At 38.9% G+C, this 25,710-nt stretch carries 26 protein-coding genes; 2 read left to right on the plus strand and 24 right to left on the minus strand.

The genetic code is table 11. The features are described 5' to 3' along the window. Positions 1 to 9: 9 nt before the first annotated feature. From ACNHOZ_RS07575 to ACNHOZ_RS07645, 15 genes are all read right to left on the minus strand, one after another. The gene (locus ACNHOZ_RS07575) at positions 10 to 468 is read right to left on the minus strand and encodes an antitoxin YezG family protein (protein ID WP_048019167.1); all 459 of its coding nucleotides are present in this window, start codon (positions 466 to 468) and stop codon (positions 10 to 12) included. Continuing rightward, a complete protein-coding gene (locus ACNHOZ_RS07580; RefSeq protein ID WP_048019166.1) occupies positions 459 to 971 on the minus strand; it encodes an ankyrin repeat domain-containing protein in 513 nt (170 codons plus the stop codon). The genes ACNHOZ_RS07575 and ACNHOZ_RS07580 overlap by 10 nt, the downstream gene beginning before the upstream one ends. Before the next feature lie 156 nt (positions 972 to 1,127). After that, positions 1,128 to 1,490 carry a ribonuclease toxin immunity protein CdiI gene (gene cdiI / locus ACNHOZ_RS07585; RefSeq protein WP_080968599.1) on the minus strand — a complete coding sequence of 121 codons (363 nt, stop codon included), beginning with the start codon at positions 1,488 to 1,490 and terminating at the stop codon, positions 1,128 to 1,130. Positions 1,491 to 1,673: 183 nt separating this feature from the next. After that, positions 1,674 to 2,162 (minus strand): hypothetical protein, encoded by a 489-nt coding sequence (locus ACNHOZ_RS07590; protein WP_048019165.1) that lies wholly within the window; start codon positions 2,160 to 2,162, stop codon positions 1,674 to 1,676. Further along, positions 2,159 to 3,142 carry an AHH domain-containing protein gene (locus ACNHOZ_RS07595; RefSeq protein WP_305120052.1) on the minus strand — a complete coding sequence of 328 codons (984 nt, stop codon included), beginning with the start codon at positions 3,140 to 3,142 and terminating at the stop codon, positions 2,159 to 2,161. Before ACNHOZ_RS07595 ends, ACNHOZ_RS07590 begins: the two co-directional genes overlap by 4 nt. A 187-nt stretch (positions 3,143 to 3,329) precedes the next feature. After that, positions 3,330 to 3,494 carry an immunity protein YezG family protein gene (locus ACNHOZ_RS07600; protein WP_080968598.1) on the minus strand — a complete coding sequence of 55 codons (165 nt, stop codon included), beginning with the start codon at positions 3,492 to 3,494 and terminating at the stop codon, positions 3,330 to 3,332. Positions 3,495 to 3,578: 84 nt separating this feature from the next. Continuing rightward, the gene (locus tag ACNHOZ_RS07605; protein ID WP_013057379.1) at positions 3,579 to 4,034 is read right to left on the minus strand and encodes an immunity protein YezG family protein; all 456 of its coding nucleotides are present in this window, start codon (positions 4,032 to 4,034) and stop codon (positions 3,579 to 3,581) included. Between the two features lie 8 nt (positions 4,035 to 4,042). Further along, entirely contained in the window at positions 4,043 to 6,232 is a 2,190-nt protein-coding gene (locus tag ACNHOZ_RS07610; RefSeq protein WP_230683469.1) for a T7SS effector LXG polymorphic toxin, read from the minus strand. A gap of 18 nt (positions 6,233 to 6,250) precedes the next feature. Then, positions 6,251 to 6,508, minus strand: a complete 258-nt coding sequence (locus ACNHOZ_RS07615) for a YwqI/YxiC family protein (protein WP_048019164.1) — start codon at positions 6,506 to 6,508, stop codon at positions 6,251 to 6,253. After that, a complete protein-coding gene (locus ACNHOZ_RS07620) occupies positions 6,505 to 6,936 on the minus strand; it encodes a YwqH-like family protein (RefSeq protein ID WP_048019163.1) in 432 nt (143 codons plus the stop codon). The genes ACNHOZ_RS07615 and ACNHOZ_RS07620 overlap by 4 nt, the downstream gene beginning before the upstream one ends. A 336-nt stretch (positions 6,937 to 7,272) precedes the next feature. Then, positions 7,273 to 8,667 (minus strand): MATE family efflux transporter, encoded by a 1,395-nt coding sequence (locus ACNHOZ_RS07625; RefSeq protein ID WP_048019162.1) that lies wholly within the window; start codon positions 8,665 to 8,667, stop codon positions 7,273 to 7,275. A gap of 154 nt (positions 8,668 to 8,821) precedes the next feature. After that, complete coding sequence (locus ACNHOZ_RS07630; protein ID WP_048019161.1) at positions 8,822 to 9,454, minus strand: HlyD family secretion protein; 633 nt, start codon at positions 9,452 to 9,454, stop codon at positions 8,822 to 8,824. Positions 9,455 to 9,483: 29 nt separating this feature from the next. Continuing rightward, positions 9,484 to 11,139: an MFS transporter gene (locus ACNHOZ_RS07635; protein WP_048019160.1), complete on the minus strand. Its 1,656-nt coding sequence runs from the start codon at positions 11,137 to 11,139 to the stop codon at positions 9,484 to 9,486. 192 nt (positions 11,140 to 11,331) lie between these two features. After that, on the minus strand, positions 11,332 to 11,769 hold the full coding sequence (locus ACNHOZ_RS07640) for a MarR family winged helix-turn-helix transcriptional regulator (RefSeq protein WP_014459764.1): 438 nt from the start codon (positions 11,767 to 11,769) through the stop codon (positions 11,332 to 11,334). 117 nt (positions 11,770 to 11,886) lie between these two features. After that, entirely contained in the window at positions 11,887 to 12,648 is a 762-nt protein-coding gene (locus ACNHOZ_RS07645; RefSeq protein ID WP_048019159.1) for an exodeoxyribonuclease III, read from the minus strand. A 169-nt stretch (positions 12,649 to 12,817) separates the two neighbouring features. Here ACNHOZ_RS07645 and ACNHOZ_RS07650 point away from each other — a divergent pair, with 169 nt between their 5' ends. Both ACNHOZ_RS07650 and ACNHOZ_RS07655 read left to right on the plus strand, forming a co-directional pair. Then, entirely contained in the window at positions 12,818 to 12,976 is a 159-nt protein-coding gene (locus ACNHOZ_RS07650; protein ID WP_014459762.1) for a hypothetical protein, read from the plus strand. 86 nt (positions 12,977 to 13,062) lie between these two features. Then, positions 13,063 to 14,322: an erythromycin esterase family protein gene (locus tag ACNHOZ_RS07655; protein WP_048019158.1), complete on the plus strand. Its 1,260-nt coding sequence runs from the start codon at positions 13,063 to 13,065 to the stop codon at positions 14,320 to 14,322. 36 nt (positions 14,323 to 14,358) lie between these two features. Here ACNHOZ_RS07655 and ACNHOZ_RS07660 read toward each other — a convergent pair whose 3' ends face one another. From ACNHOZ_RS07660 to ACNHOZ_RS07700, 9 genes are all read right to left on the minus strand, one after another. Then, positions 14,359 to 14,832 carry a heme-degrading domain-containing protein gene (locus ACNHOZ_RS07660; RefSeq protein ID WP_045291802.1) on the minus strand — a complete coding sequence of 158 codons (474 nt, stop codon included), beginning with the start codon at positions 14,830 to 14,832 and terminating at the stop codon, positions 14,359 to 14,361. Between the two features lie 13 nt (positions 14,833 to 14,845). Next, positions 14,846 to 15,880 carry an oxidoreductase gene (locus ACNHOZ_RS07665; protein WP_048019157.1) on the minus strand — a complete coding sequence of 345 codons (1,035 nt, stop codon included), beginning with the start codon at positions 15,878 to 15,880 and terminating at the stop codon, positions 14,846 to 14,848. After that, on the minus strand, positions 15,877 to 16,647 hold the full coding sequence (locus tag ACNHOZ_RS07670; RefSeq protein WP_048019156.1) for a DeoR/GlpR family DNA-binding transcription regulator: 771 nt from the start codon (positions 16,645 to 16,647) through the stop codon (positions 15,877 to 15,879). Before ACNHOZ_RS07670 ends, ACNHOZ_RS07665 begins: the two co-directional genes overlap by 4 nt. A 274-nt stretch (positions 16,648 to 16,921) precedes the next feature. Continuing rightward, entirely contained in the window at positions 16,922 to 18,013 is a 1,092-nt protein-coding gene (locus ACNHOZ_RS07675; RefSeq protein WP_048019155.1) for a toxic anion resistance protein, read from the minus strand. A gap of 18 nt (positions 18,014 to 18,031) precedes the next feature. Beyond that, entirely contained in the window at positions 18,032 to 19,648 is a 1,617-nt protein-coding gene (locus tag ACNHOZ_RS07680) for a YceG family protein (RefSeq protein ID WP_048019154.1), read from the minus strand. A gap of 94 nt (positions 19,649 to 19,742) precedes the next feature. Beyond that, on the minus strand, positions 19,743 to 20,321 hold the full coding sequence (locus ACNHOZ_RS07685; RefSeq protein ID WP_028408240.1) for a TerD family protein: 579 nt from the start codon (positions 20,319 to 20,321) through the stop codon (positions 19,743 to 19,745). 35 nt (positions 20,322 to 20,356) lie between these two features. Next, on the minus strand, positions 20,357 to 20,935 hold the full coding sequence (locus ACNHOZ_RS07690; protein WP_025751616.1) for a TerD family protein: 579 nt from the start codon (positions 20,933 to 20,935) through the stop codon (positions 20,357 to 20,359). Positions 20,936 to 20,959: 24 nt separating this feature from the next. Continuing rightward, positions 20,960 to 21,556 (minus strand): TerD family protein, encoded by a 597-nt coding sequence (locus ACNHOZ_RS07695; protein ID WP_028408239.1) that lies wholly within the window; start codon positions 21,554 to 21,556, stop codon positions 20,960 to 20,962. A gap of 285 nt (positions 21,557 to 21,841) precedes the next feature. Then, positions 21,842 to 25,480, minus strand: a complete 3,639-nt coding sequence (locus ACNHOZ_RS07700) for a multifunctional 2',3'-cyclic-nucleotide 2'-phosphodiesterase/3'-nucleotidase/5'-nucleotidase (RefSeq protein WP_447697081.1) — start codon at positions 25,478 to 25,480, stop codon at positions 21,842 to 21,844. Between the last annotated feature and the right edge of the window lie 230 nt (positions 25,481 to 25,710).

Raw genomic sequence — 25,710 nt, forward strand, 5'->3', positions numbered from 1 at the left:
TTTCTATGATTAGGAAAGAAATTTTTTTATGATCTTTTTATCATATTCATCTTCTGAAATAATCCCCAAGTACTTATACTCCCAAATCACCTGTTGTTCATACGGGTCAACAGTAAGAATATCTTCATACCCGTAGTCTATCTCAAATTTCCCATCATGATCTAAATGCAAAGTTAAACTTGTCCATATCTCCTGCTTGTTTTCTATAAATACATCTAACAACTCACGAAAGCACTCTAACTGTTTGTCTAATAACACTAAGTAGCTCTGTTCTGACACCTCAAATAGTTCAGGTATATCATGACTATATATAGGTTCATCGCTTCCTTTTGGATAATAAAAGAAATACGTTGTTTGAGAACCTTCTCCTACTTCTGCATACAAATAGATTTCTCGCCAGTCTTCTTGTATCATTTCCTTTAAATTATCGGCCACCTTTTGATAAATATTATTAAGCTTTAATTCCATCTACTGTCCACCTTCTGCTTTAAATATTCAGCAATTTCTATTTGTCCTCGTTCAATCGCAAATGTGTAAGCATACATTTCTTTTATGTTTTCACCAGAGTATGTAATCGATATATTAATATGATTCTCAACTAACAGTTTAACCATCTCAAAATGACCGTTATATATGGCAGCAAACAGCGGATTTCTATCTGGTTCACTGATATCAATTTCAATATTATGGTTAATAAGATACTTAGCAATATCTATATGTCCTTTTGCAGCCGCTCTTTCTAAGGCATTGGTAGAAAAAGTTCCTCCTTGTGCATTAACATCTATTCCAGCACGAATAAGGTATTGTACAATTTCTAAATGACCATGAGCTGTCGCTACATGTAGCCATGTGCCAAAAGGTGTGATCCATGTTAACATTTCTGGTTCTTTCTCAAATAAGTCTCTTACCTTATTTAAGTGACCACCTTTTATAGCACCTCTAATAGCTTTTGTCATTTGAGTTATTTCCATTTTTCGTTTTCCCTTTACTTTCTACCTTGTAGAATCCTCTCCAATATACTTCAGCACTTCCATTATATCGTCTCTCTGCTTGGTGTAATGCGCTGTAGTGTGGAAAGCTTGTTCTCTATAGCAAGACTCCATTCGTTGCTTCTTTATATACTCCTACTAGTCTTCATTACTATGATTTTGTTTGATTTTATGTAAAAGAGCCATCACTTTTTCTTTATCATGGGCATGATCTTCAATATATACGCGGCAGATTTTGTGCAAGTAAGTTAAAAACGTTTCATAATCGACAATAACACTTTTGTCAGTGTCACCCGTACCGTCTAGAAATTCAATTCCGTTTTCAACATAACCCTCTTCCCACGGCTCTAAGTCACCTGAAAATGTACAAATGTGGTACTCATTTCCATAACCAGTTTCCTCTGAAAAATAGTGTAAGACTTTTAAAAATTTTTCATCTGATAAAGCGCTATAAAAACTTATTAATGATATTGTGGTTATTTGCTTAACAAAATAAAGAATAAATAGGGCATACGTTTAAAAGGTGTTGTACGTCCTATATAATTCGTAAAAACATAATATGGGGATTTAAGGAGTTACTTATATTCTCTGAATAAAAAATGAACTATGAGTCACTAGGTGGCCCTACCACAAAAAAGAAACCTTGAAAGGCACTTTGCCATCAAGGTTTGAAATTCATTTAATTTAAGGCACATACACAATAATTTCACCAATAGGGTATGTCCCCTTCCACCCACAAGGCCAACCTCCTTGCTTATAAACTTCAAAGATTTTTTCATAAAAATTATCTGTTTTCCCATTAACTAATCGATTTAATGCACACATCGTGAGGTCTCCCTCAACTTCCTCATTAATATCAATATAATCAAAAGGAAGAAAGTCATTCGAGTAATTGTCATGGTCACTAAAAAAATCATATAAATCATCTTGCTGAGTTACTAAATCCAAATCATATACCTTTTCAACAATACTTTCTGCTTCCTGTGATTTAACATATTCCCATACAGTATCGACTTCACTTGAGTCCTGAGACCAGGCAAGGTTTTGGGCTTCATTGAAATCATTTATTACCTCTAAGTTATTTACATGAAAGTTATTCTTATTAAACATCTTATCATTACGAATAAAATCCATTACTTCTTCTACTAATTGAGTGTTTTCACCAAATTTCATTTAGATAACCACCTTTCCCATAACTCTTCGGTTGCTCCACCGCCTCTGTTCCAAACAGGCAGTTTTTTATTTTTACCACTTTTGTAAAATTCCTCGATATTATTTATTTTAGTCTTATATAACGGTAATCCATTTTCCACTCCCTTTTTTAGCTTTTGTTGTAGTTCATATACTTGTTTTTCTAACACTGCTATATCTTGATTAACATCCATTTTATCAAGCTGTTTTCTTACAACATTGTTATAAACGCTATGAAAGCCTCTATGTCTAGATAGACTACTAACATCGTCAGAAGGTATAGGTAAAAATATACCGTTTGTAGAGTCATTCATTTCCATTCCAATTTTTTTAATAACTGGATGTTTATTTAATTGAGAAGGAATTATATGTTGTGCTTGATAACCTTTCCAACTTTTAGAGCGAGGTAACCCCATTGACTCTAGTAAGTTTTTACCTAATTTAGTTGGGTCTCCTGAGGTAGGGTTTCCAGGAGTACCTGGAATAAGTCTATTAGCATTATCTATACCCTTAGTACCCTTTTGAATTTGACGTTCATTCACACGCTCTGCTTTTACAGGCTTTTCAATCATCTGCATCGTCTGCTGCTTCACATTCTGCAAGGTCTCCCTCACCGTCTGCTGGGCAAGCGCTGGACCTGCCGGCACAAGATCTGGCATGAGTCTTGGCATACTGCTGTCTAGGATGTTGTTATACGTTTTATGTAGCGACTGTGTCCAAGAGGCCGGTGCATTTTTGACGCTTTGGTAGGCTTGCTTTGTGACGTTGGCAACGGCGCTTGTGCGAAGCGTGTTGCGCATGTTGTTGAGCTTTTCGGTTCCTTTGGTCGCAAGGCTTTGTCCCATTTTCCCCGCTACCTTCGTAGAAAGCGCCCCAGCTCCAGCAATTCCTAATGCTTGCAGAAGACTTGCTTTACGCTGCTCTTCACTGATTTTATTCCCGAACATGTCGCGTCCGGTCATGTATTCTCCTAGTCCGTTTGCAACTCTTCCTTATTCCTTATCAAGGCGATTGCTATAGTGAGTTGAGATTTGAAGAGTTTTTCATCAGTGAGAAAGGCTTAAATTAAAAGTCTTAGTTGTTCTATAATATAAAAACACACTGATTTTCATAAAATACAGTGTGTTTACTTATAACTTTAATAATTATTTAAATGGGATTACTGGGATACTCTTTTAAATATTGATCTATTAAATTCTTAGTTTTTTCATCTGTTGGTACTTCATCTAAATATTTGTACTTCCAAATCTTTTTCTGTACTACAAATCCGTAATCTGTATTCAACCAATCTGTATAATCAGTCGTTATATACAAAAAAACTTCAAAAGAATATCAAATATGATGATCTATTGATTCAAACCAAAATGAATTCTACTAAACTCACACATCCATACGAAATTAAAGCTTATTATTTTTCACTTCTTCATACCATTCATTAGCAATATAATTAGATGTTTTACTATCATCATTTGTGTAAACCAACTCGTAATTATATTCAGCTTTAAAATGACCACTCTTCACATCATAAATTAATTTCATCTCTGTCGGCACGTCTCGCTTATATTCTTCACACAACGCTTCGATTTTTTCAATGTCTTCATTTAAAATATCTAATACCATAAATCCTCTTTGCGGGGATGCATCATACCTTTCCTCTCCATCCTCCAATGCATCGTTCACTTGATGAGATTTTACGTACTGATTGTTGATGAGATAAAAGAACTTACTTGAAATAATATTTCCTTCACACGAAGCATACACATAAACTTTGTCTGCTCTGTCCTCAACATATTCCATACAAATGGAAATCATATCTGCCTGCAATTCACTAAATAAATCTTCAAATTCTTTCATCGCATTTTTTACTCCTTAGGTTCATTTTTAATCGTTTTAGAAACGAGGTCACCATCAATAGTATACCTCACTACAAATTTATCTGGGCGCATATCGTTTTCCGCATAAATAACTTCAACATCAACTGTTACTTTTTGGGGAGGGTTTTTCTTCAAAGCTGTGGCCCATTCCTCTTCAATTTTCTTATATTCAATTAAATTTACATCAGACAACTGCGAAACCAAATTATCGATTTTAGGTGAACCACCAAACCTATCTGCTGCCAAATGTCCTGCGTGGTCTTGGCCTTTTATTTTACCTGGTGTGTTTTTACTATGTGATAACCTCTCGGTTCTTGTTGTTAACTGTAAATTTTCTGTTTCGAATTTTACAATTCTACCCATGCTATCTGTTTCGTAAAAGTAGTCATGCTCCCCCGTTTTATACCTAACGTCGGGCTTTAACCTATTTCTTCTCCCATTTGTAAAATGTTCTCCTGATGCAATTAACCTTTTAGATCCACTAGACCTAGGAATACGTTGGCTCGTAGCCTTTGAGATTTGAGGCTCACTCACACGCTCTACTTTTACAGGCTTATCAACTCTCCGAACCGTCTCTACCTTAACCGAATCACCCAGCTTCTCCACATCACGCTTGGACATAAACCTTCCATCAGCTCTGCGATAGCGATTATGAACAGGATCGTAGGTCACCTTACCAATCATCTGCATCGTCTGTTTCTTCACATTCTGCAAGGTCTCCCTCACCGTCTGCTGGGCAAGTGCTGGACCAGCCGGCACAAGTTCTGGCATGAGTCTTGGCATACTGCTGTCTAGGATGTTGTTATACGTTTTATGTAGCGACTGAGTCCAAGAGGCCGGTGCATTTTTGACGCTTTGGTAGGCTTGCTTTGTGACGTTGGCAACGGCGCTTGTGCGAAGCGTGTTGCGCATGTTGTTGAGCTTTTCGGTTCCTTTGGTCGCAAGGCTTTGTCCCATTTTCCCCGCTACCTTCGTAGAAAGCGCTCCAGCTCCAGCAATTCCTAATGCTTGCAGAAGACTTGCTTTACGCTGCTCTTCACTGATTTTATTCCCGAACATGTCGCGTCCGGTCATGTATTCTCCTAAGCCGTTTGCGGCCACAAGACCGTAGAGGCCTTTTTCGGTTTGCTCTAGGACTTTGAAGGATTTGGCAGATTTGTAGGCGTCTAGGGCGTGATCCGCTGCGCTTAGGCCTTTAGCCGTTTTGTAGATGGCTTTTCCGCCTTTTGCGGCTCGTCCTACCCAGCCGACAACCGGAATGAAGCCGGCTGCTGCCATGGCTCCTGCTGCGACGCGCTGTGAGGTAGAAAGTTTTTCACCCGTAACAGGGTCCACGCCTTCTGCTGCTCGTTTATAATCATAATATCCGCTGACCTCTCCTGTAAAGGTAGAAACCGCGTCCCACGTTTTTTCATACCACGGCTTGTTTGCTTCTTCTTCTTGCTTTTTTTCCAGCTCGTATACTTCTTCTTGCTGCTTGTTGTAGTCAACATATGAAGTTGCATAGTCGTTTAGCTTTGTTTGAACTTTATACAGCTCGCTGTCGTGATAGGCTTTTTCGTCAAAGGCAAGCTGATAGACACTTCCTCCTTGACTCGTAGCAAGCTCTAAGCCGCTTACTAGCGTATCCACTACCGCATAGAAGTCATCCATTTCGCTGTATTCTTTTGACCATTCAGCGTCAAGCTGGTTCACTGCTTCAATTGTATGGGTGCGTTTTTTCTCTGCTTCTTCTATTTTATCGTTAAACTCACTCGTTGAAAACGCTGAAATAGAGACGATATCGTCAATACCGTTTAAAATACTCTGCAGATCGTCATGCTGCTGCGCAACCATTTCTTTAGCATTGCTATTGGCGTTTTTTAGCTCTGTTTCTAAAAATGATTCAGTTACAATCGTGCTTCCTGATAGCTTTGCTTTTTCAGCTTTAACGTGAAGCGTTGAAAAATAGCTTTGCTGCATTTTAATTAAGTTTTCCCACTGTCCGGCCGTATCGGCGTGCTGCTTATAAAAAGATTTTATATTGTCAGCGCCTTTTCCTTCTAAGCTGCCATCTAAGTCCGCTACGCCCTGCAGCGCTTTTTTCAGTTCACCCAGCTGGCTGAGTAACTCATCGTAGGCTTTTTCCCTGTCTTTTGCTACATCAAACAGCGCTTTTGCATCGTATACCTTTCCCACAGTCATCCCCCTTTGCTGCTACGAATGGATAATAGATTCGTCTTGTTCTTTTAGTAAGTCTACATTAGATTTTGTATCTTTTACGTTTTTGTTTAGTGCTTTTATATAAGTAGAAATAAGAGTTTGAATTTCTTCTTCGCGCGCTCCCCATTTCTCTGTAGTATCAAGGCTGTTTTTTCCAAGGTCAGGCATTTTGCTAATGGATAAATTTCCAATCGCTGTGCTGACTGCTTCAAGCTTTTTGATAACGTCAGCGTGATCAAGCTTAATTGTCATGAAAACAGCCCCCTTCTAATTTCACTAATCTTGTTTTCTACTGCGTCATAGGCTTCTTCACCTTTAGCTAATAAAGAATCCGCTTCTCCAATAACGGCGTTCAAGCCACTCAAAGCTCCTTTTTCAGCTTCTAGCGCCCATATCTTTGTTTCAATTTCACGAATGTATCCATCGTAATCACCGTCTAAAATGCCTTTTATGTTGTCGTAGGCTGCCGTACGTTTTTCGTCAAAATCATCCGATAACGTACCCGTCCATTTGTCTCCCAGCTCAGGCTTTTTGATGTGTTCAATTTCTTTTAATGAAACAACTTGTTCATGCTCAATTTTACTTTTAGCCGTTCTTAGCTTAGAAATTTTCCCTTCTACATCTGAGACTCTTCCAGATACTTCACCCAGCAGTCCGTCTAATACGCTTCCTAACCCCATATCGTTCCTCCTGTTCCGCACATTTCGAGTTTAATCCAATAATTATAAGTATAAAATTTGTCTCATTATAGCTAAATAGGAAAAAACTCTCTTTTTTATGCTTCTAGTTTCATGAATTGAGATAAAAATGAAAAATAAGAGAAAAAAGACTCATGTCTAAATACGTTATCCAACCATATACCGTTATCTAAAACAAAGAATAAGTAGAATAAAACCATTCCTTTGTACCCATACCCGTTTTTTCCCACAAATTAAAGCTTTTTGCGTAAAAAGACCAACTTCACTTCATTTTTTTACACAGCAAAAAACCTCTGCACATCCTGCAGAGGTTTTGTTTTATACTTGAACCGGCGTTGGTTCTTCAACTGTTTGTTCGTGCTGTATAAGTCCGTAGTTTTCCCATGCTCGGCTTTTCCAGCGGAAAAACATAATAACTGCGCGCGTCCATTCATCGGCTGCGATGGCAAGCCAAATGCCAGCGAGCCCCATGTCTAAATGGAAAACGAAGAAATAACCGAGCGGCAAGCTCATCACGACCATCGACATCGCACCAATTAACACCGGATATTTGGCATCTCCTGCTGCCCGCAGCGAGTTAATCAGCACAATGTTCATCGTTCTTCCCGTTTCAAGCACAATGCTCAGAAGCAGCACCGTCGCCCCAAGCTCAATGATATGCGGATTGTCTGTAAACACGCTGATCAGCTGTGTTCTAAATGTCATCACAAGAACAACCATCATCATCGTTACGGCACTGGCCCATTTGACGCTTTTCCATACGCGATGGTACGCTTCATCTTTTTCGTTTCCGCCTACTAAACGGCCGACAATAATCGCTGTACCCATTCCAATTGCAATGGCAAATAAGTAAATGAACATTGAAATATTCATCGCGTACTGTCTCGCAGCAAGTGATTCTGCTCCTAGGTAGGTTGCATAGTATAAAAAGACAATTTGACAGCCTTGATACATCACTTGTTCAAAAGCCGACGGAATACCAATTTTTAAAATTTTACCGATATATTCTTTTGAAAGCGTAATGTAGTATTGAAATTTCACTCTATATTCCATCACTTGATACAGCAGCCAAAAGAACACAATAAGGGCAACGAATCGGCTGAACGCAGATGAAATTGCTGCTCCTTGTACGCCCATTTCCGGAAAGCCGAACTTCCCGAAGATTAAAGCATAGTTTCCTGCAATATGAAAAATGTTCATTCCAAGTGAAACAAACATTGCCTGCTTCGTAAAGCCATGCACGCGAATAATCGCTGCAAGAGAGTTAATAATCGCTTGAAGAAAAATAGCTCCTCCAACGATGGATAAATAGCTTTGTGCATACATCAGCACGTCACCTTGTAAGTTCATCGCTTCCATCATATGTCTTGAAAACAAAAGAAAACCCGCGCTAATGACTAGCCCGACTCCTAAATTTAACGTAACGGCCAAAGCAGAAATCTTTGACGCTTCCATATACCGTTTTGATCCTAAATACTGAGAGACAACAATTGCTGCTCCGTTACCAATGACCTCTAACACCAAAATCGCAATGTGAAGGTATTGATTGGCTGCTCCGACTCCTGATACGGCATCATCCGACAGCGCACTTAGCATAAAGGTATCAGCAATCCCCATTAACATAAAAAGAAACACTTCTAAAAAGATCGGCCACGTTAAGAAAAACAAATTCAGCTTTTCTTTTGGCCCTTTTTTTGTTTCGACCGCGGTCATCCCATCACCTTCTTTACCGATATCCAATTTCAAACAAGAAGTATCTTACCACACATTTCCTTTGTATACATCCCCTTTTTAGCACATTTTTTATTTTATTTGTTTAGGCATAAAAAAAGCCGCTTCCTTAGAGGAAGCAGCTTTTTTTCCGTTATTAAATTGAAATTTTCACTTCTGCGTTCATACCTGGAAGAACTTTATCTGATGCGTCATCAATTGAAATTTTCACCGGTACTTTTTGCGTTACTTTTGTGTAGTTTCCTGTATTTTGAGCAGGCAGCATAGAAGACACTGAGTTTGTTGCGCGGCCGATTGCTTCAACATGACCTTTAAAGACTTTACCTGAATCTCCGTCCACTGTAATATCGACGCTATCTCCTTCTTCGATATCACCTAGGTCTGTTTCTTTAATGTTTGCATTGATATAGATTTTAGATAAATCAGCTGTTTGTGCTAACACATCGCCAGCTTTTACTAATTGATTTTGAGATGCGTTGTTTTTAATGATTGTTCCGTCAATCATAGACGTTACGTCTGTTGATTTTTCGCCTTCTTTTAAGCTTCCAACAGAATCACCTTGAGAAACGCTATCTCCTTCTTTTACATCCCATTCGCTTAACTGACCGTTAGCTGAAGCGATGACTTGTGAAAGCGGTGCTTCTACCTGCGCTTCATCGGTTTTAACGTAATTTGCTTTTTCGTAGAAATAATATCCACCAAAACCTACTAGTAATAAAATCACAATGATTCCAACAATGTTAGTAACCAATAAACGACTTTTACTCATCGGAATTCCTTCTTTCTATAGTTAGTATATTATACAGATGTTTCTTCTGTTTGAGGTGCCGGCAGCATTTTTCTTTCTTCTTGCGGCTCAGCTTCTTCTTGAATCTCTTCTTTTTGAACAAGAATTCTATTTTCACCGCTCCACGCTTTACTTAGTGAAGCAATGAGCATAATTACACCTAAAATACCAAGCATGAAAAATAAGTTGTGATACGCATGTAAAATCGATGCTTTTTTAGCACCTGCTACAACAGCCGTCACGGCCGATGTTTTTGCGTCTGCTTGACTCATTCCCATACCCATATAGCGTTTAATCATTTCAGATAGATGCAGCTTCACCTGAGGATCTACTGAGCTAATTTGACCTCGGAAATCTTCATAATAAATCGCGTTTTGTCGAACAACAAACCACCCAATCACAGGTGCTACGATGGCTCCTAATAAATTTCGAATGGAGTGCAGTGAAATAGAACGCATCGAAGCTTGATGTAAATCTCCGGCTAGTGCCGCTCCTAGTGCACCGGATACAAGTGCCATACTAACACCCATACCAAAGAGCATAATGTGAACATATAAACTTACTAGTGATGTATCAGCTGATACGTTCACCCAGCTAAATCCTACAATGACAATAAGAAGTGATCCAATTGCTCCAAGGTAACCTGGACCAAATTTGTCATATAAGAATGTCGTTGCAAATGCTGAAATCAGTACCCCAACAAAAAAGTATAAATAAAAATAAGAGAGCGTGGTGTACGATGCATTTTGCACATTTTGCATGACGCCATTAATACCTGCAATGGCTAGAATATACGCCATATGACCGCCAATTGCCATAATTGTACCTGCAACTGGTTTTACGGCTAGCAGCGATTTTAATGGTACTAACGGATTTTCAGCCGCTAAATCAACTAAGACAAAAATGACAACTAATCCTGCTGCAGCTAGTAAGAACGGCCACACTTGAATAGAAGCAAATCCTTCGTATCTCAGTTCATACAGTGGATACACTAATAAAATCATAATAAGACTAAGAATAAAGATACTTTTCTTATCCACTGGTCGATCTTCTTGCTGAGTTGGATCATGAGCAGGTAATACCTTATACCCAATAAATAGACAGACAAGAGAAGCTATTATTCCTAAAACAAAAACCCAACGCCAATTATCCATGCTAAGAGATACAGCACCTAAAAAGGCTCCAATTGCCGTTGAACCGAACAGTCCGCCGATCGCTAACACTAAAAAGAAGTTTCGGATTTTATTCGGAAACGAGATCAGCGCAGCTGGAATAATGGTTAAAAACAGCATTCCTGAGCTTAAGCCTTGAATCAGACGACCAAGGGATAAAAACGCAACGTTTTCGGAAAAAACGTTGATAATCGAACCTGCTAAAAAGACTAAAACGAACGTTAAGTATGCTTTACGCACGCCATATTTTTTCGTCAGCATCGGACCAATAGGTACTCCAAGTCCAAATGCCAAGTTAGAAATAATAGATGGCAATAGTAAGCTTTGTGTACTCGCATCAAATCGATTTTGAATTAATACTTGATTGACCGTGTAGGATAAATTCAAAAAATACTGAGGGCCAATTGAAAATAGCGTTAAAATCGCCATAATTAAGTATTTAGGTACGCTTAAACCTTGTTTGTCGGAGGCTACTGCTGGATTATTCTGACTCATATTTATTCCTCCTTTTGTTAAATTCTTTTCATATGACTAACAATTCCTTACATATTTTATTGTACAAGTTGTATCATGCAAGTTATAGCAGCACTACATATTATACATCTTTTAATGAAGAAATCAACTTCTTTGTTTCAACTTAAAAAGACTATTTTTCAATAGCCTTTTGTTCATCTATATGTATTCGCTTTAACATCCATTACTGCGCCATCTTTTAAAATCAAGATTCAAGCGTGATAAACTTTTTTCCAGTGCCAAAACCTCTTCTTCCGACCAATTTTCTAACACTTCAGCATAGGCTTGTTTACGCTTGCTTTGTACATGCTGCAAAATATCTTTCCCTGCATCCGTCATTTCAATTAAACTAATCCGCCCATTTTCTGGACTCGGAAAGCGACGAACAAACTGTTTAGTCTCAAGCGCAGATACTTGCCGGCTAGCTGTCGATAAGCTCAGCTTTAAATTTTCAGCTAATGCATTAATCCCGAGCGGACTGCGCTGATCTAGCTCGCTTAACAGTAAATACTCAGAACGGTCCAAGCTTCCAAGCTTAGGGCTGTGCGTCGTTGTTAGACGAACAAGCAGCGCAATTTCGTGTTCAATGGTTTGCAGCGAGTCTCGCTTCACCTCTGTCTCCCCCTTTATCTCATGAAACATTCTGTACTTTTCGATATGTTTACTATACCGCAACCGTTCGCGTGAACCAACCTTTTTTCCGTTTTTCTTCTATTATATAGAAAGATATCATAGATGAGGTACATTTAATTCCAACATCACAGGACAGTGGTCGCTTCCCATTACATGCGGATGAATAATAGCTTCTTGAATAACGGATTTGATTCTCTCCGATACGATAAAATAATCAATGCGCCATCCGATATTTCGTTCTCTCACTTTGTTCATATACGACCACCACGTATAGGCTTCTTCTTGATTCGGATACAAATAACGAAATGTATCAAGAAATCCGCTAGCAAGAAGCGTCGTCATTTTCCCTCGCTCTTCTATTGTAAAACCAGAATTTCCTCGGTTTGGCTTTGGATTACGCAAATCAATCTCTGCGTGTGCTACGTTTAAGTCTCCGCACAAAATCACCGCTTTACGGCTATTCAATTTGTTTAAGTACACGAGCAAATCGTCTTCCCATTGAAGCCTTTCTTCAAGCCTTGCTAAATCTCTTTTAGAATTTGGCGTATACACATTTACTACATAGCATTGTTCAAATTCAAGCGTAATGATACGTCCTTCGTCTTCCGATTCTTTATCCACACCGTATGAAACCGATAAAGGCTTCTGCTTTGTAAAAACAGCCGTTCCAGAATAGCCTTTTTTCACGGCGTAATTCCAATACTGATAATACCCTTCTAGCTGCAAATCAATTTGGCCTTCCTGCAGCTTCGTCTCTTGAATACAAAATACATCTGCATCCACTTCTTGAAAATAATCTAAAAAACCTTTTCGCACACACGCGCGAATGCCATTTACGTTCCAGGAAATCAACTTCATAAACTGTCCACGTTCTCCTCACTTGATTTATGTATCAGTGTTTAGTGTAGACAATTTTTTGCACGAGTTCAAATAATTTAAAGAGCACCCTTCTTTTTAAGGTATTCCTGATATTTCTTCTTATTTTATTTTCTGTACCTCAAACACTAGATACAAGAGGTGAAACATAATGTCAACAAACTACACGTATGAAAATAACGAAGAAGTTTCTACTGTTTCTAAAAAAGAAGAGCACCCTACTAAAGAATGCGAAACACAGAATCAAACGGCGCTTACTAAAGAAGATTTTTCTTTAAATGATTCTGCCATTAAGCACTTTAGCAGGTAATTCATAAAAATAAAAACCCGTTAACTGGTAGCAAGACTTGCTTTCTCAAGCTCTTGCTATCCATTTCTTAAAAACAAGGTGATCATATGCTAAAAACCATTCAAATGATAGAAGCCATTAAAAAACATTCTATGCCTTTTGCTAATTTCGATGACTTACTGCCGCTTATTAACAAGTCAAGCCGCGCTCAATACGTACTTCTCGGTGAAGCATCTCACGGTACATCTGAATTTTACAAAATTCGAGCAGCTATTACGAAAGAATTAATTCAGCATCATGATTTTTCTTTTATAGCAGTGGAAGGAGACTGGCCTTCGTGTTTTGAAGTTAATCGCTATATTAAAGGATATACAAATCAATACGCGAATGCCGAAGATGTCTTAAAAACTTTTAACCGCTGGCCTTCATGGATGTGGGCTAATCAAGAAATCAAAGAATTAATTGAATGGCTTCGGGATTATAACAACAACTTACCAGCACATCAGCCGAAAGTAGGTTTTTACGGCTTAGATGTATACAGCCTGTGGGAATCGATGGAAGCTATTATTGAGTACTTAGAAAACAATCACGCTCCTGATGCAAAGAAAGCGAAAAAAGCCTTTGAATGCTTTGAACCTTTTCATCGCGAAGCACAGATGTACGGAATTTCTTCTGCCCTTTACGGAAAGAACTGCATGGTAGAAATCTTAGAGCTTTTACAAACCATTCAGCAAAAGAAAGATACCTATACTCATGAGCCTGAGGCTGCGCTTAGTATGCAGGTAAATGCGCTGGTAGCAAGCAATGCTGAAGCTTATTATCATACGATGATTACTAACGACAATGAATCGTGGAATATTCGCGATCGTCATATGGTAGAAGCTTTAAAATATATTCAAGCTTACTACAAAGATAGCGCTAAAGGAATTGTATGGGAGCATAACACTCACATCGGAGATGCAAGAGCAACGGACATGAAAAGCAGCGGCATGGTGAATGTAGGTCAGCTTACCCGTGAAGAATACGGACCGAAGCATGTTTACGCCGTCGGATTCGGGACTCATCACGGCACGGTCATTGCTTCTGATAGCTGGGGTAATCCTCAGCAGGAGTTAACCGTTCCTCCAGCTATAGAAGGAAGCTGGGAAGATACCATTCACCGAGCAGGTGCTTTTGATCAATATCTCATGTTCACAGAGGAAAACCGAAATTTTTTTCATTCAACGATAGGCCACCGTGCCATTGGTGTTGTATATGACCCAGAGATTGAACAATACGGAAATTATGTTCCTTCTCGCTTGTCAAAACGATATGATGCTTTTATTTATGTAGAAAAAACACACGCCTTATCGCCACTCATCTTTTAATTAAATAAGCGGACTTCCAACGAAGTCCGCTTATTTTTATTGCAAAAAGCTACGAATCGTATCGGTCACCAGTGCATGATCTTCTTCTTGTGACATGCCTGATACGGTGATGGTTCCAATTACACCGACGTTTTTAACCGAAATCGGAAATGACCCGCCTACCGCTTCGAATTCCTGAGGGTTCGCTGCATAAAACTGCGCGTAAGAACGATCTTTTAACTCGCAGTACAGCTTCATATAATATGAGCTGTGATGATGGCGAAGAACGGTGTTTGATTTTCGTTTAATCCATTCTTCGTGATCGGGAATGGCCCCTTCCATCGCATGGTGAAAGAGAGTTTGACCATTTCGTTTAATACTTACAGTTACTGCCTTACCCTTACTTTTTGCTTCATTAATAATTGCTGTTCCCATCTGCAAAGCTTGGTCATTTGTAAATTGATGAAAGATTAGTTCTTTTTCCTGTTGAACTACTTTTTCAAGCAGCGTCTCTACCGAATGATTACTCACTGTTTCTCGCTCCTTAGTTAAAATAAACCGCTCGTTTTTCTTTGCTGCTTTCAAATGCCGCTTCGATAACTTTAACCACGTCACGAGCTTCTTCTGCTGAAACCGGAAGTTTTTCTCCTCGAAGCAGGCTGTCGGCAATTTTTTGATAATACGTCACATAAGAACCTTGCAGCGTTTCAATTTCTGTTGTTTCTCCTTCGCCCGTTGTCAGCTTACCGTAGTGTTCAGGATGATCTGCTCCCCACGTATCATCCACAGGCTTCTTGCCGGCTCTTAGCATATCTTCTTGGCCGTCAATTCCGTATTTGATATAGCTTGCTTTTGTTCCGTGAACTTGAAAGCGCGGCCCGTTGCTTGGCACAATGGCGCTTGAATGTAAAATAACGCGAAGAGAACCGTATCCAAGCACTACGTGGAAGTAATCATCCGTACGTGCATGATCTCGCTGACCAAATACATCAGCTTGAACAAATTCAGGCATTCCAAAAAGGTGTAAAGCTTGGTCAATTAAATGAGATCCTAAATCGTAAAGCGCTCCTGATCCAGGTCCTTCATTCTCTCTCCAACGGTCTCGAACAGCTGGACGATAGCGGTCAAAATGAGCTTCATACATTTTAACGTCGCCTAATTTCCCTTCTTCAATCAGCTGTTTCACCGTCAAATAATCATTATCCCATCTGCGGTTATGATAGACGCTTAGTTGAACACCTTGTTCTTTTGCTAATTGAATTAATTCATTTGCTTCTTTTTTTGATACGACCATCGGCTTTTCAACAATTACATGCTTGCCTGCGCGTAGTGCGTCTTTCACCATTTCATAGTGCATGCCGCTAGGCGTTGTAATAATCACTAAATCAATGCTGTCATCTTCTAGAAGTTCAGACAGAGTGCTCACTACTTCAACATCTTCTAAGTCGCTCTTTACTTTTTCAGGATTTGAACTCATTACCTTTGAAATATGAAATTCGTCTAACACGCTTAAAAGCGGCGTGTGAAAGACCGTTGCTGAAAATCCGTATCCTACTAATCCTACTTTTATTTTTTTCATCGTTTTTCCTCTCCTTTATCAAAATCTGTGACGATAAGCCGCACTTGATTTTGTTCTATTTTTTCTTTTACATCCGCTTCTGGGTCTTTATTTGTAATTAAGATATCAATGTCGCTCATATCACATACTCGATGTAAAAATTCACGTTCAAACTTCGTATGATCCGCAAGCATAATCACTTGTCTTGCACATTGAATCATCTGTCTTTTTAAAAACGCTTCTTCTTCACTTGGAGACGTAATACCATCTGCACCAACGCCGCACGTACCTAAAAACAGCTGATCTACTTTGTATTCCTGCAACGTAGAAATCGTTCTTGGCCCGGTGACGTTACGGTTTTTCCCGTTAAACTTGCCCGGCAGCAAAAACGTATCACACGGGGTATATTGATCGAGCAAATCCACATTATCAATGGAATTTGTAATAACGTTTACATGCTTTACATCCATGTACTTCGCCATCAGTGCGATGGTCGAGGACGTATCTAAAAGCACGTCATACCCCTCCGACATTAACGCAGCTGCTTCTTTAGCAATTTGTTCTTTCGCTTTGGTAGGCGTCCGTTCACTGTAATCAATGATATGACTTGACGATAGCGTTGCTCCGCCTTTAACTCTCATAACCTCGCCGTTTTCTTCAAGCTTGACTAAATCACGCCTCGCCGTATCTTTTGAAACGGTGAACATATCGCAAATTTCGTCTAATGTAATCGTGCGGTGTGTGTGAAGGTATTCAATAATCGCACTCATGCGCTGTTCTTGATACACCCGAATACCCTCCTTTTTTACTTTGATATGAGCTAATTGTAGCGCAAAGAAAAGTTAAAAACCAGCAAAAAACTTAAAATAATTAAGTTTTTTGCATTTTTAACTTAAATTATAAACGTACACGAACGCCTTTTGGAAATAACTATCTTATTTTGGATAATACTTCTTTTATATCTGATACCCTTTCACGCTTTTCACTAATCGCTTGTAGATCAGACTTCTAGCAAACGTATATGCAAAAAAAGCAGGAATCGTAAAGATTCCCGCTTTTTCGTTACATCTTATGTTCAAGCGCCTTGAAGTTTTCTTGAAATTGCTCCAAGCGAACAAGTCCTTCTTCACGAAGGCGTTTATTTTCTTCTTCAATTGCTTTTGTTTCCTGCATTCCTTTCATAATAATATTCCACGTTTGTTCCATCGTTTCTACTTTTACGCTAGGGGTACCGGACATTTTGGCGATTTTAACACTTTGCTGTGAAATATTTTCTGCATTTCGAATGAGCAGCTCATTTGTGCGTTTGTCTAATTCGTTCATAGACTCCGCTACTAAATTTTGACGCTTTGCTGCAATGGCATTAATGAGTCCATTTTTAAAAATGGGAATCGTTGTAATAAACGCCGAATTGATTTTGCCGATCAGCTTTGTATTTCCTCGCTGCAGCATGCGAATTTGAGGAGCGGATTGATAAGATACTTGTTTTGCCATTTCTAAATCATATAATCGCTGCTCCATCAGCTCAACTGCATTTTTTAAGGTTTGAAGCTCCATTGCCGCCAGCTGATTTCCACTCGACGCTCTTTCTTCAAGCACCTTTAGCTCTTGTTTTAACTCTTCTACTTTCACTTCGCCCGCTACAATGTATTTTTCAAGCTCCATATAATACTGATAGTTTTGCTCGTAAAGCTGTTCAAGCGTTGTGGTTGAATGCTTCATTTCGGTTTCATATTTTGTGATTTCAACATATACTTTATCAATTTCAGAGCCCATCGTCTCATATTTTTGAAAGAGCTTGTCCACTATTTTTTGACCGCGTTTAAAAAGCTTAGAGAAAAACCCTTTATCTTCAACAAAATCCTTTGCATCAAATTTGTCCATAATCTTTCCAAGCTGCTTTAATAATTGACTTGACTCTTCCATGCTAGACGATTTAATTGTACTGAGCACTTTTCCGGAAAAAGAGGAAATTTCATTGGCTGTTTCTTTACCATACTCAAGTAAAGCCAGCTGATTTTTATAATCAATTTGTTCTGCTAAGCGACGTACTTCCGGCTCTTCTCGCAGTTTTGCTTTTACTTCGTTAGGCTTTGTTTCTAAAACTTCTTCGGCTTCGTTTACATCTAAAGGCTGTAATTCGTTTGTTGCCATTTAAAAACCCTTCTTTCTTTAAAAGATTCGTTTTAACCATTTTTGAATGAGCGACGGCTCTTTGAATTCTTCATTAAAGCTAATATCTTCTAGCCAGTGCATATCGAAATACTTTTCTTCGACGAACGCTTCTATATCCAGTTGACCCGTCGGATTAAAGAGAACAATATCAACGCCGAATTCATTTAATAGAAGCAGTAAAGCTGCATCTTCACGCGTAAACGCTTCTCGTTCATTTCCATGATAAATAATGAGACGGGGTACATGCTGCGTATAATCAAACTTTTGAAGCATGCGAAGCACGTTGTTTGGAAGCTTCAACGACTGATTAAACAAGTACATTTGATGCTGATACGCATCTTCATGATCTAACCGAAGAAGCTTTGAATGTGCACAGTACCTAGAAATAGCTGCAGCGAGCCCTTGCTGAAGCCCGATAGGCAGCTCTTTATAGCGCCACCAGTTGCTTTCAATCATTCTATCAGCACTGAGCGTGCCATCACTTCCGAGAGCTCCTTGATAGTGAAAGTGATTATTTCCTTCTATTTTTTTAGCAAAAGGAACAGAATCAATCGTCAGAGCTAACTCATCTTCCGTTTGCATGAGCTCATGAACTTTACTCCAGTACTCTTTTCGGTTTTTAGAGATACCAAGTACTTTTGAAAACAAGACCGGCACGTGTACATATGGCTTGGACACTTGAAAATTAGGACGAATAAACGCCCGTTCTCTCATTAATAAAAAGATTTCATCATACGTCGTTTTAAGAGTAACTGAAGTTGGAAAATACGAACGAAATTGCCAAGGTTTATACAGCATGGACTCCTCTGAATGAAGCACTTGCTCAATTTCTTGAGAAGCTCGAAATGCTACCGTACCTTTTCGAACCGGTTTATCCGTTGGAAAAGGTACAAGCGAGCTAGTAGAAGGAAACGTATAAACCGTTGTTAAATGCTGATTCTTATCTACTTCTTTTAAATGATCCTTTCCTTCTGGATGAAAGGTAAGGACGTCAAAACCTAGTAAAATTAAATAATGGAGAAAATACTGCTCGCTTTTATTTGCATCCCCATACCACATGATGCGAGGCGCGTGCTCAGGAAATGCTTTATCGACCATCCAAGGTTTTACATGATTCCACTGCCACTTTATTAAATCGATTAATACGCGTTGAAAATGCCCGTCCATAAAGCCCTCTGCGTGCTGTTCTTTAAAACACGTTAACGTTTCAATAAATTTCTCACGTACTCTTCTATGTATAGCGGGATTTTCTGACTTCACGATCAGCTTTTTTCCTTCTAAAAAAGCAAATAGCCGATTGACAGAAAGGCCGTGCTCTTCTTGATTAATTTTAAGGATCGTTTGTACTTCTTTTAATCTATCATTAGAAATGGACTTATCAAGCTTATCTTGCAAGACAATAATTGATGGTGATGAATGCGCAAGTTCATAAAGAAAATCTGCGTACTCGTCCGCATCAAGATGAGTGCCTAAATATCTGCCTGCCACTTGTTTATAGGTAGTTTGCTGCTCATTTTGTATAAAGTCACCTCGCAGAGAAACATCTTTAGAAAAAAGAGAAGTTCCATCCTGCTCGTTAAGATTAATCATATGAGGATCAATTAATTTACTCACACCTTACAGCTCCTTTCTTTTCAGACATATACATGCTAAAAAGAAAGGGTACTCGTTAAAGCACCCTTTCCTTTTCACTTATCCCGCGTCTTTTTTATACGGATAGTCCGTAGTTGCGGCAAAGATCGGCCAATCCGCCAGAAAAACCGCTGCCAATGGCATTAAATTTCCAGTCGTTTCCGTGCTTGTATAGCTCACACACCACAACAGCTGTTTCGATTGAAAAATCTTCGCCTAAATCATAACGAAGCACTTCTTCATTTGTTTGGGCGTCAATGAGACGAACAAACGCGTTGGATACTTGTCCAAAGTTTTGTCCGCGAGCATCTGCATCGTGAATCGTGACGCTAATTCCGATTTTTTCAACGTGGTCAGGAAGAAGAGAAAAATCAACGGCGATTTGCTCATCGTCTCCATCTCCTGCACCTGTACGGTTGTCACCGGTATGCTCCACAGCTCCGTTTGGACTTTTTAAATTGTTGTAAAAAACAAACTCTTCGTCATTTACAACTTGGCTTGATTTATTGGCTAAAAATGCACATGCATCTAAATCGAAATCTTGAGATCCAGCATATTTATTTGTATCCCACCCAAGACCTACTATTACTTTTGTTAAGCCTGGGTTCGTTTTGGTTAGGTCAATGCGCTGACCTTTTGATAAAGAAATTGACATAAAAACATCCTCCGTACATTTTCTTACTTTAATGATTAGGCGTTTAAACCAAAGTCGTTTACAAGTGCCGCTAAGCCGCCTTGATAGCCGCTGCCAATAGCATTAAACTTCCATTCTCCACCGTGTCGATACAGCTCGCCTACCACGACCGCTGTTTCGATCGAGAAGTCTTCACCTAAATCATAACGAATTAACTCTTCGTCATTTGTTGCATTTAAAATACGAACGTAGGCGTTGCTTACTTGGCCAAAGTTTTGACCGCGTGCTTCCCCTTCATGGATCGTAATGGTAAACGCAATACGTTCAATAGATTGAGGCACATTTTTCAAATCTACTTGAACCTGCTCATCGTCTCCTTCACCTACGCCTGTACGGTTATCTCCGGTATGCTCGACCGCTCCGTTTGCACCCGTCGTATTATTGTAAAAAATAAAATCAGATTCTGAAGCGCATTTTCCCGCTCCGTTTAATAAAAAGACAGATGAATCTAAATCAAAATCGTTTCCACCGTCATACTTATTTACATCCCACCCAAGACCTACTACTACGTTTGTTAATCCTGGATTTGTTTTTGTTAAATCTACTTTTTGTCCTTTTGAAAGATTAATAGCCATTTCGTTTCCCTCTTTTCTAGTTGTTTATTTTGTATATTTGTTTGCAATTTCAGCCAATCCAGTATCTCTCGTTGCATCTCCAGTTGCTGAAAACTTCCACTCTTTTCCGTCTCGATAAATTTCACCTGCAAATAAAGCTGTTGCTCCTGAATGATCTTCAGATAGATTAAAGTGTACAAGCTCTTCGTTTTTAGCACTGTCCACAACACGGATAAAAGCATTTTTAATCATACCGAAATCTTGGTTTCGCTCAACACACTGATAGATGTTGACTACAAACACAAGTTTATGTACGTTTCCAGGAACATTTTTTAAATTAACAAAAATTTGTTCATCGTCCCCTTCACCTGCTCCGGTAAGATTATCGCCTGAATGCTTGACGCTTCCACAGTTACTATGACGATTCCCAAAATACACAACGGCTGAGTTACTTACAAGCTTATCATTCGAATTGAGCATAAGAACAGATGCATCGCAGTCAATCTCTGGGCCGCTTCCTCCAAAACCAAAAAAGCTGCGTTTTTTTACAGGATCCCATCCTAATCCAACCGTAATAGAAGATAACCCTTCTCTTCCCTTTGTTAAATCAATTTTCTGCCCTTTTTGTAGATTAATAGCCACGTTTATTTACTCCTTTACTATAGCGAACACGTTCTTTTACAGGTTCTATATAACTTTACATAATAGCGTAGATAAATGAAAAAATAGTGAAATCTTTGATACTATTTTTAACGTTTACGTAAGTCTTCTTATGGAGAGAATACCACAATTTGGTGATTGTTTCAAAAATTAAGCTATGTTTTATAACGTAAATTCATTGACTGAGAGTTTAAAATTTAAGTTAAACTATTAAAAAAAGGCTGTCTCTAAACCGGAAATCCGAGTTATGAGACAGCCTTTTTTGGCTTATTGAGCTATTTTTAAAGTCGGTTCTTGCTGTTCAGCTGTTTTAGCTGCTGCCACGTTTTGAATACGACCTTCAGCTTTGTATTCAAACGGGCTCTGAAGTGTTTTAATATAGTTTACCGTTGCTTGTAAATCTTCTGGTCCCACTTCCATATCTGAAGAAAGTGCGCCAATCCCGTATTTTTCATTTCCGTACATATAGTTATTCACTACTACCGTATATTCTTTTTCTTTGTCGATTTTACTTCCATCTGGTAGCGTAATATCGACTACTTTATTTGTGCTTCCATCCCACGTATAGTTAAAGCCTGCAATATGGAAATCTAGTCCAGATGATGTAATTTGATTGTTTAACACCGTTTCTAAATCCGCTCCGCTTAGCTTTACTTTATTTAAGACGTTGCCAAACGGCTGAATCGCAAACAAATCACCGTATGTCACATCACCAGCATCAAGCTGTGAACGAACGCCTCCGCCATTCATTAAAGCAAAGTCAGCGTTCATTTCTGCTTTCATACCGTCAGCAATTAAGTTTCCAAGCGCGATATCACCTGTTGGCCCGCTAGACGGATAGCCTTTTGCCAAATCTGTAGATGAATTCCCAACCACTTGTGCTTTAATAGGCGCTGCTAAATCTTCGTACTTTTTCATAATGCTTGAAACTTCAGGATCTGGCGTATAGTCTTTTTGGTATACGGTCACAATTTTTGCATCTTTTTTCACGATGTCACCCGTGTTATCGATTTCAACGTCTACGTCAGAAAACGCTGAGCCGTATGAATAAGCTTGAACGATTAGTTTGTTATCTACTATTTTGTTGTTGTATACGTGATTGTGAGCTGAAAAGATCACGTCAACTTCATCATCAACTTTTTTAGCGATATCGGCTGCATCAAACTCGGTAGACGCTCCATTTTGATTAGATGGATTATGAGCAAGTACAACGATTGCTTTAATACCCTTCTTTTTCAGCTCTGCCGTATATTTATCAATTGCTTCTGCTTCGTCCGTAATTTTTAAGTTTTCATTTCCTTTACGAACAATCATGCTTGGCGTTTCTTGTGTTACAACGCCGATGAAGCCGATTTTCTTGCCGCCTACTTCTTTTATCGCATAAGGTTCTGTAATTAATTTATTCGTTGACGTATCATAAGCATTTGCCGCTACTACTGGGAAATTCATGCCGTCGTATCCTTTTGTTCCTTTTGGATGGTCTCCGCCTTCAATCATGCGGTGAAGCTCAGCAATGCCTTCATCAAACTCATGGTTTCCAAGCGTGCCTACATCAAACCCAAGCGATTCCATCACTTCAACCGTTGACTCGTCTTGAAACAGCGCTGAAACTAGCGGACTTCCGCCAATCATGTCTCCTGCATGAACTAAAAGCGTATTCGGATTTTCAGCTTCTTGTTTACGAATAGCTGCTGCTGTATATTTCATATTTCCAGCTAACAGCGATTGACCGTTTGAATTGATTTTTGTATCTGTATCGAGCTGACCGTGAAGGTCGTTCATGCCTAACAGCTGAATCTTTGTATTATCTTTTGATTCACCGTTTAAATTAATTTTGTAAATGCCAAATCCTTTGTCGTCCGTTTTATTTGTATACGTAATGTTGCTTCCTTCAGTTAAATAGCTTTCTCCGCGCGGTGAGCTTGTGAACGTCACGTTAGCCGTTCCGTTAATTGGTGCAATGGACCAGTTATCGTCAGCTGTAGGCGTAATTTCTTTTTGTTCGGTGATGTAGTCCATTAGAATTTGACGGTTTTCATCCGCTGAATCCACCACAAGCTCGCTTCCTTTTAGACCAGGGAAGTTTCCGCCTCCGCCAGCTCGGTAGTTATTTGTTACAACAATAAACTCTTGATTCGGATCAACTGGTTTACCGTTATACGTTAAGTTAACAACTCGGCTTGAATCTGCGTGAATCACGTTTCCATTCACATCGTATTTTGCCGGTTTTGTGACGTCAATTTGATATTGAACGCCATCGATTACGTCGAAGTTATAAACAGGGAAGCTTGGGTTTACTAATTCCTGCTCTTCTGTTTTATTCGGTGTAATTTGATTAAACTTACCGGCAGACATATCAATCCAGTCTTTTACAACAGAACCTTTTACTTTAACCGCTTTTAACGTGTTGTCATATAGATACAGGTCGCCAGCGCTTCGGATCGTTAAATCCCCTTTTTTAATTTCCGTATATTCATCAACGCCGTTTCTTCCTGCTTTAAAAGGCGCTCCCACTGATAAAATCGGAAGGTCTTTATATTCCGGCTTGTTTTGAGAAACGTATTTTTCCACGTAGTCTTTTTGTGCATTTGTTACAACTTGAATAGAGGGATCATCTTTCACAAGAGAAAAATAGCTGTGAATATCATCCGTCGTTTTACCGATTGGTGTGTTCACATATTTAACCGTTGCATCGTGATCTTTTTGAACTGCTTTAACAACACCTTTATCCGGTTCTACCGTACTTTGCGTAACCGTTTTCCCTGACGCATCTTTTACGTCTTTATACGTTTCACGCGTGGACGATTGAGAGTTTACTACTTTCCATTTTCCTTTTTCTTCTTTTAACGTTAAGTCAATTAAACCAAGTGACCCTCCGCCGTAACCTGCTTGGACAGCCGGAACGCCGTTGATTGTTCCTTTTGCATTATCAACGCCAGGAAGAGGCTTTTTATCTGCTCCAAGGAACAAACCGTCTAGCGAAGCTTCCGTTTTAGCAGGGAAGACTTTATGCGTATGCGAAAACGTAATAGCATCAATGCCTTTTACTTCACTTAATGAGTAAATGACATCTTCCGTGTTTTGCTTATTGCTGCTAAACCCAGAGTGAGCCATCGCGACAACTACGTCCGCACCTTTTTTCTTCATTTCTGGAATATACTTGTTGGCTGTTTCTACAATACCTTTAGTAATGACTTTTCCGTCAAGGTTTGCTTTATCCCAATCGTTAATTTGAGGAGGCACAAAGCCAATGAAACCAACTTTAATCGTTCGTTTCTTTCCATTTTCATCGACGACTTTTTTATTCATAATTTTATACGGCGTAAATTTATTTTTGTCATTTTTTGGGTTGTTGTCATGATCATCAACGTAAACATTGGCATTTATGTAAGGAAAGTTCGCGTCGTTGTACGCTTCTTTTAGAAAGTCTAATCCGTAGTTGAACTCATGATTTCCAAGTGTTGCAATATCGTAATCCAGCTGATTCATGGCTTTAAATACAGGATGAACTTCACCTTTTTTCAGCGGGTTAATCTTGGCTTTATACGTGCCTAGAGGCGTTCCTTGAATGAGGTCTCCGTTATCTACTAATAAGCTGTTTTTCACTTCTTTTCGAGCATTTTTAATTAAGGTAGCGGTTTTAGCTAAACCTACTTTTTCATAAGGGGCGTCTTTAAAATAATCATAGTTTAATAGATTCGTATGAACATCAGTTGTTTCCATCAGGCGTATATTCACGAGCGCATCTTTTTTATTGTGGCCTTGATGCTTGCTTTGCTGTGAGCTTTGTCCAGGGTGACGTTCTTCTGCTCCTGCCTGTGTAGTTAGAAGCGGCATTGATAATAAAGAAAGTGCCAGTGATGTAGTTAGTATTTTCTTCGTTTTGCTGCGTTTGTTCTTTTTCATCTACCATTCACCTTTCAAGTAAGTTATCATCGCTATAAATCTAGCAACTGTTCAAAAATAGTATAGCAGAAAAGATTTATAAAGGATGTAAATTTTTTGATTTTTTAGTAAACCATTTGTATGCGTTTTATTAACTTTTTGTAAACCGAAAAATTTTTTTTAGTTTCTCTCTTTAAAACAAAGGACTATAGTTTTCATTAATTGGATGAACCCTCCTTTTTAAATGAGTC

The sequence above is a fragment of the Priestia sp. D51 genome (genome assembly GCF_053345675.1).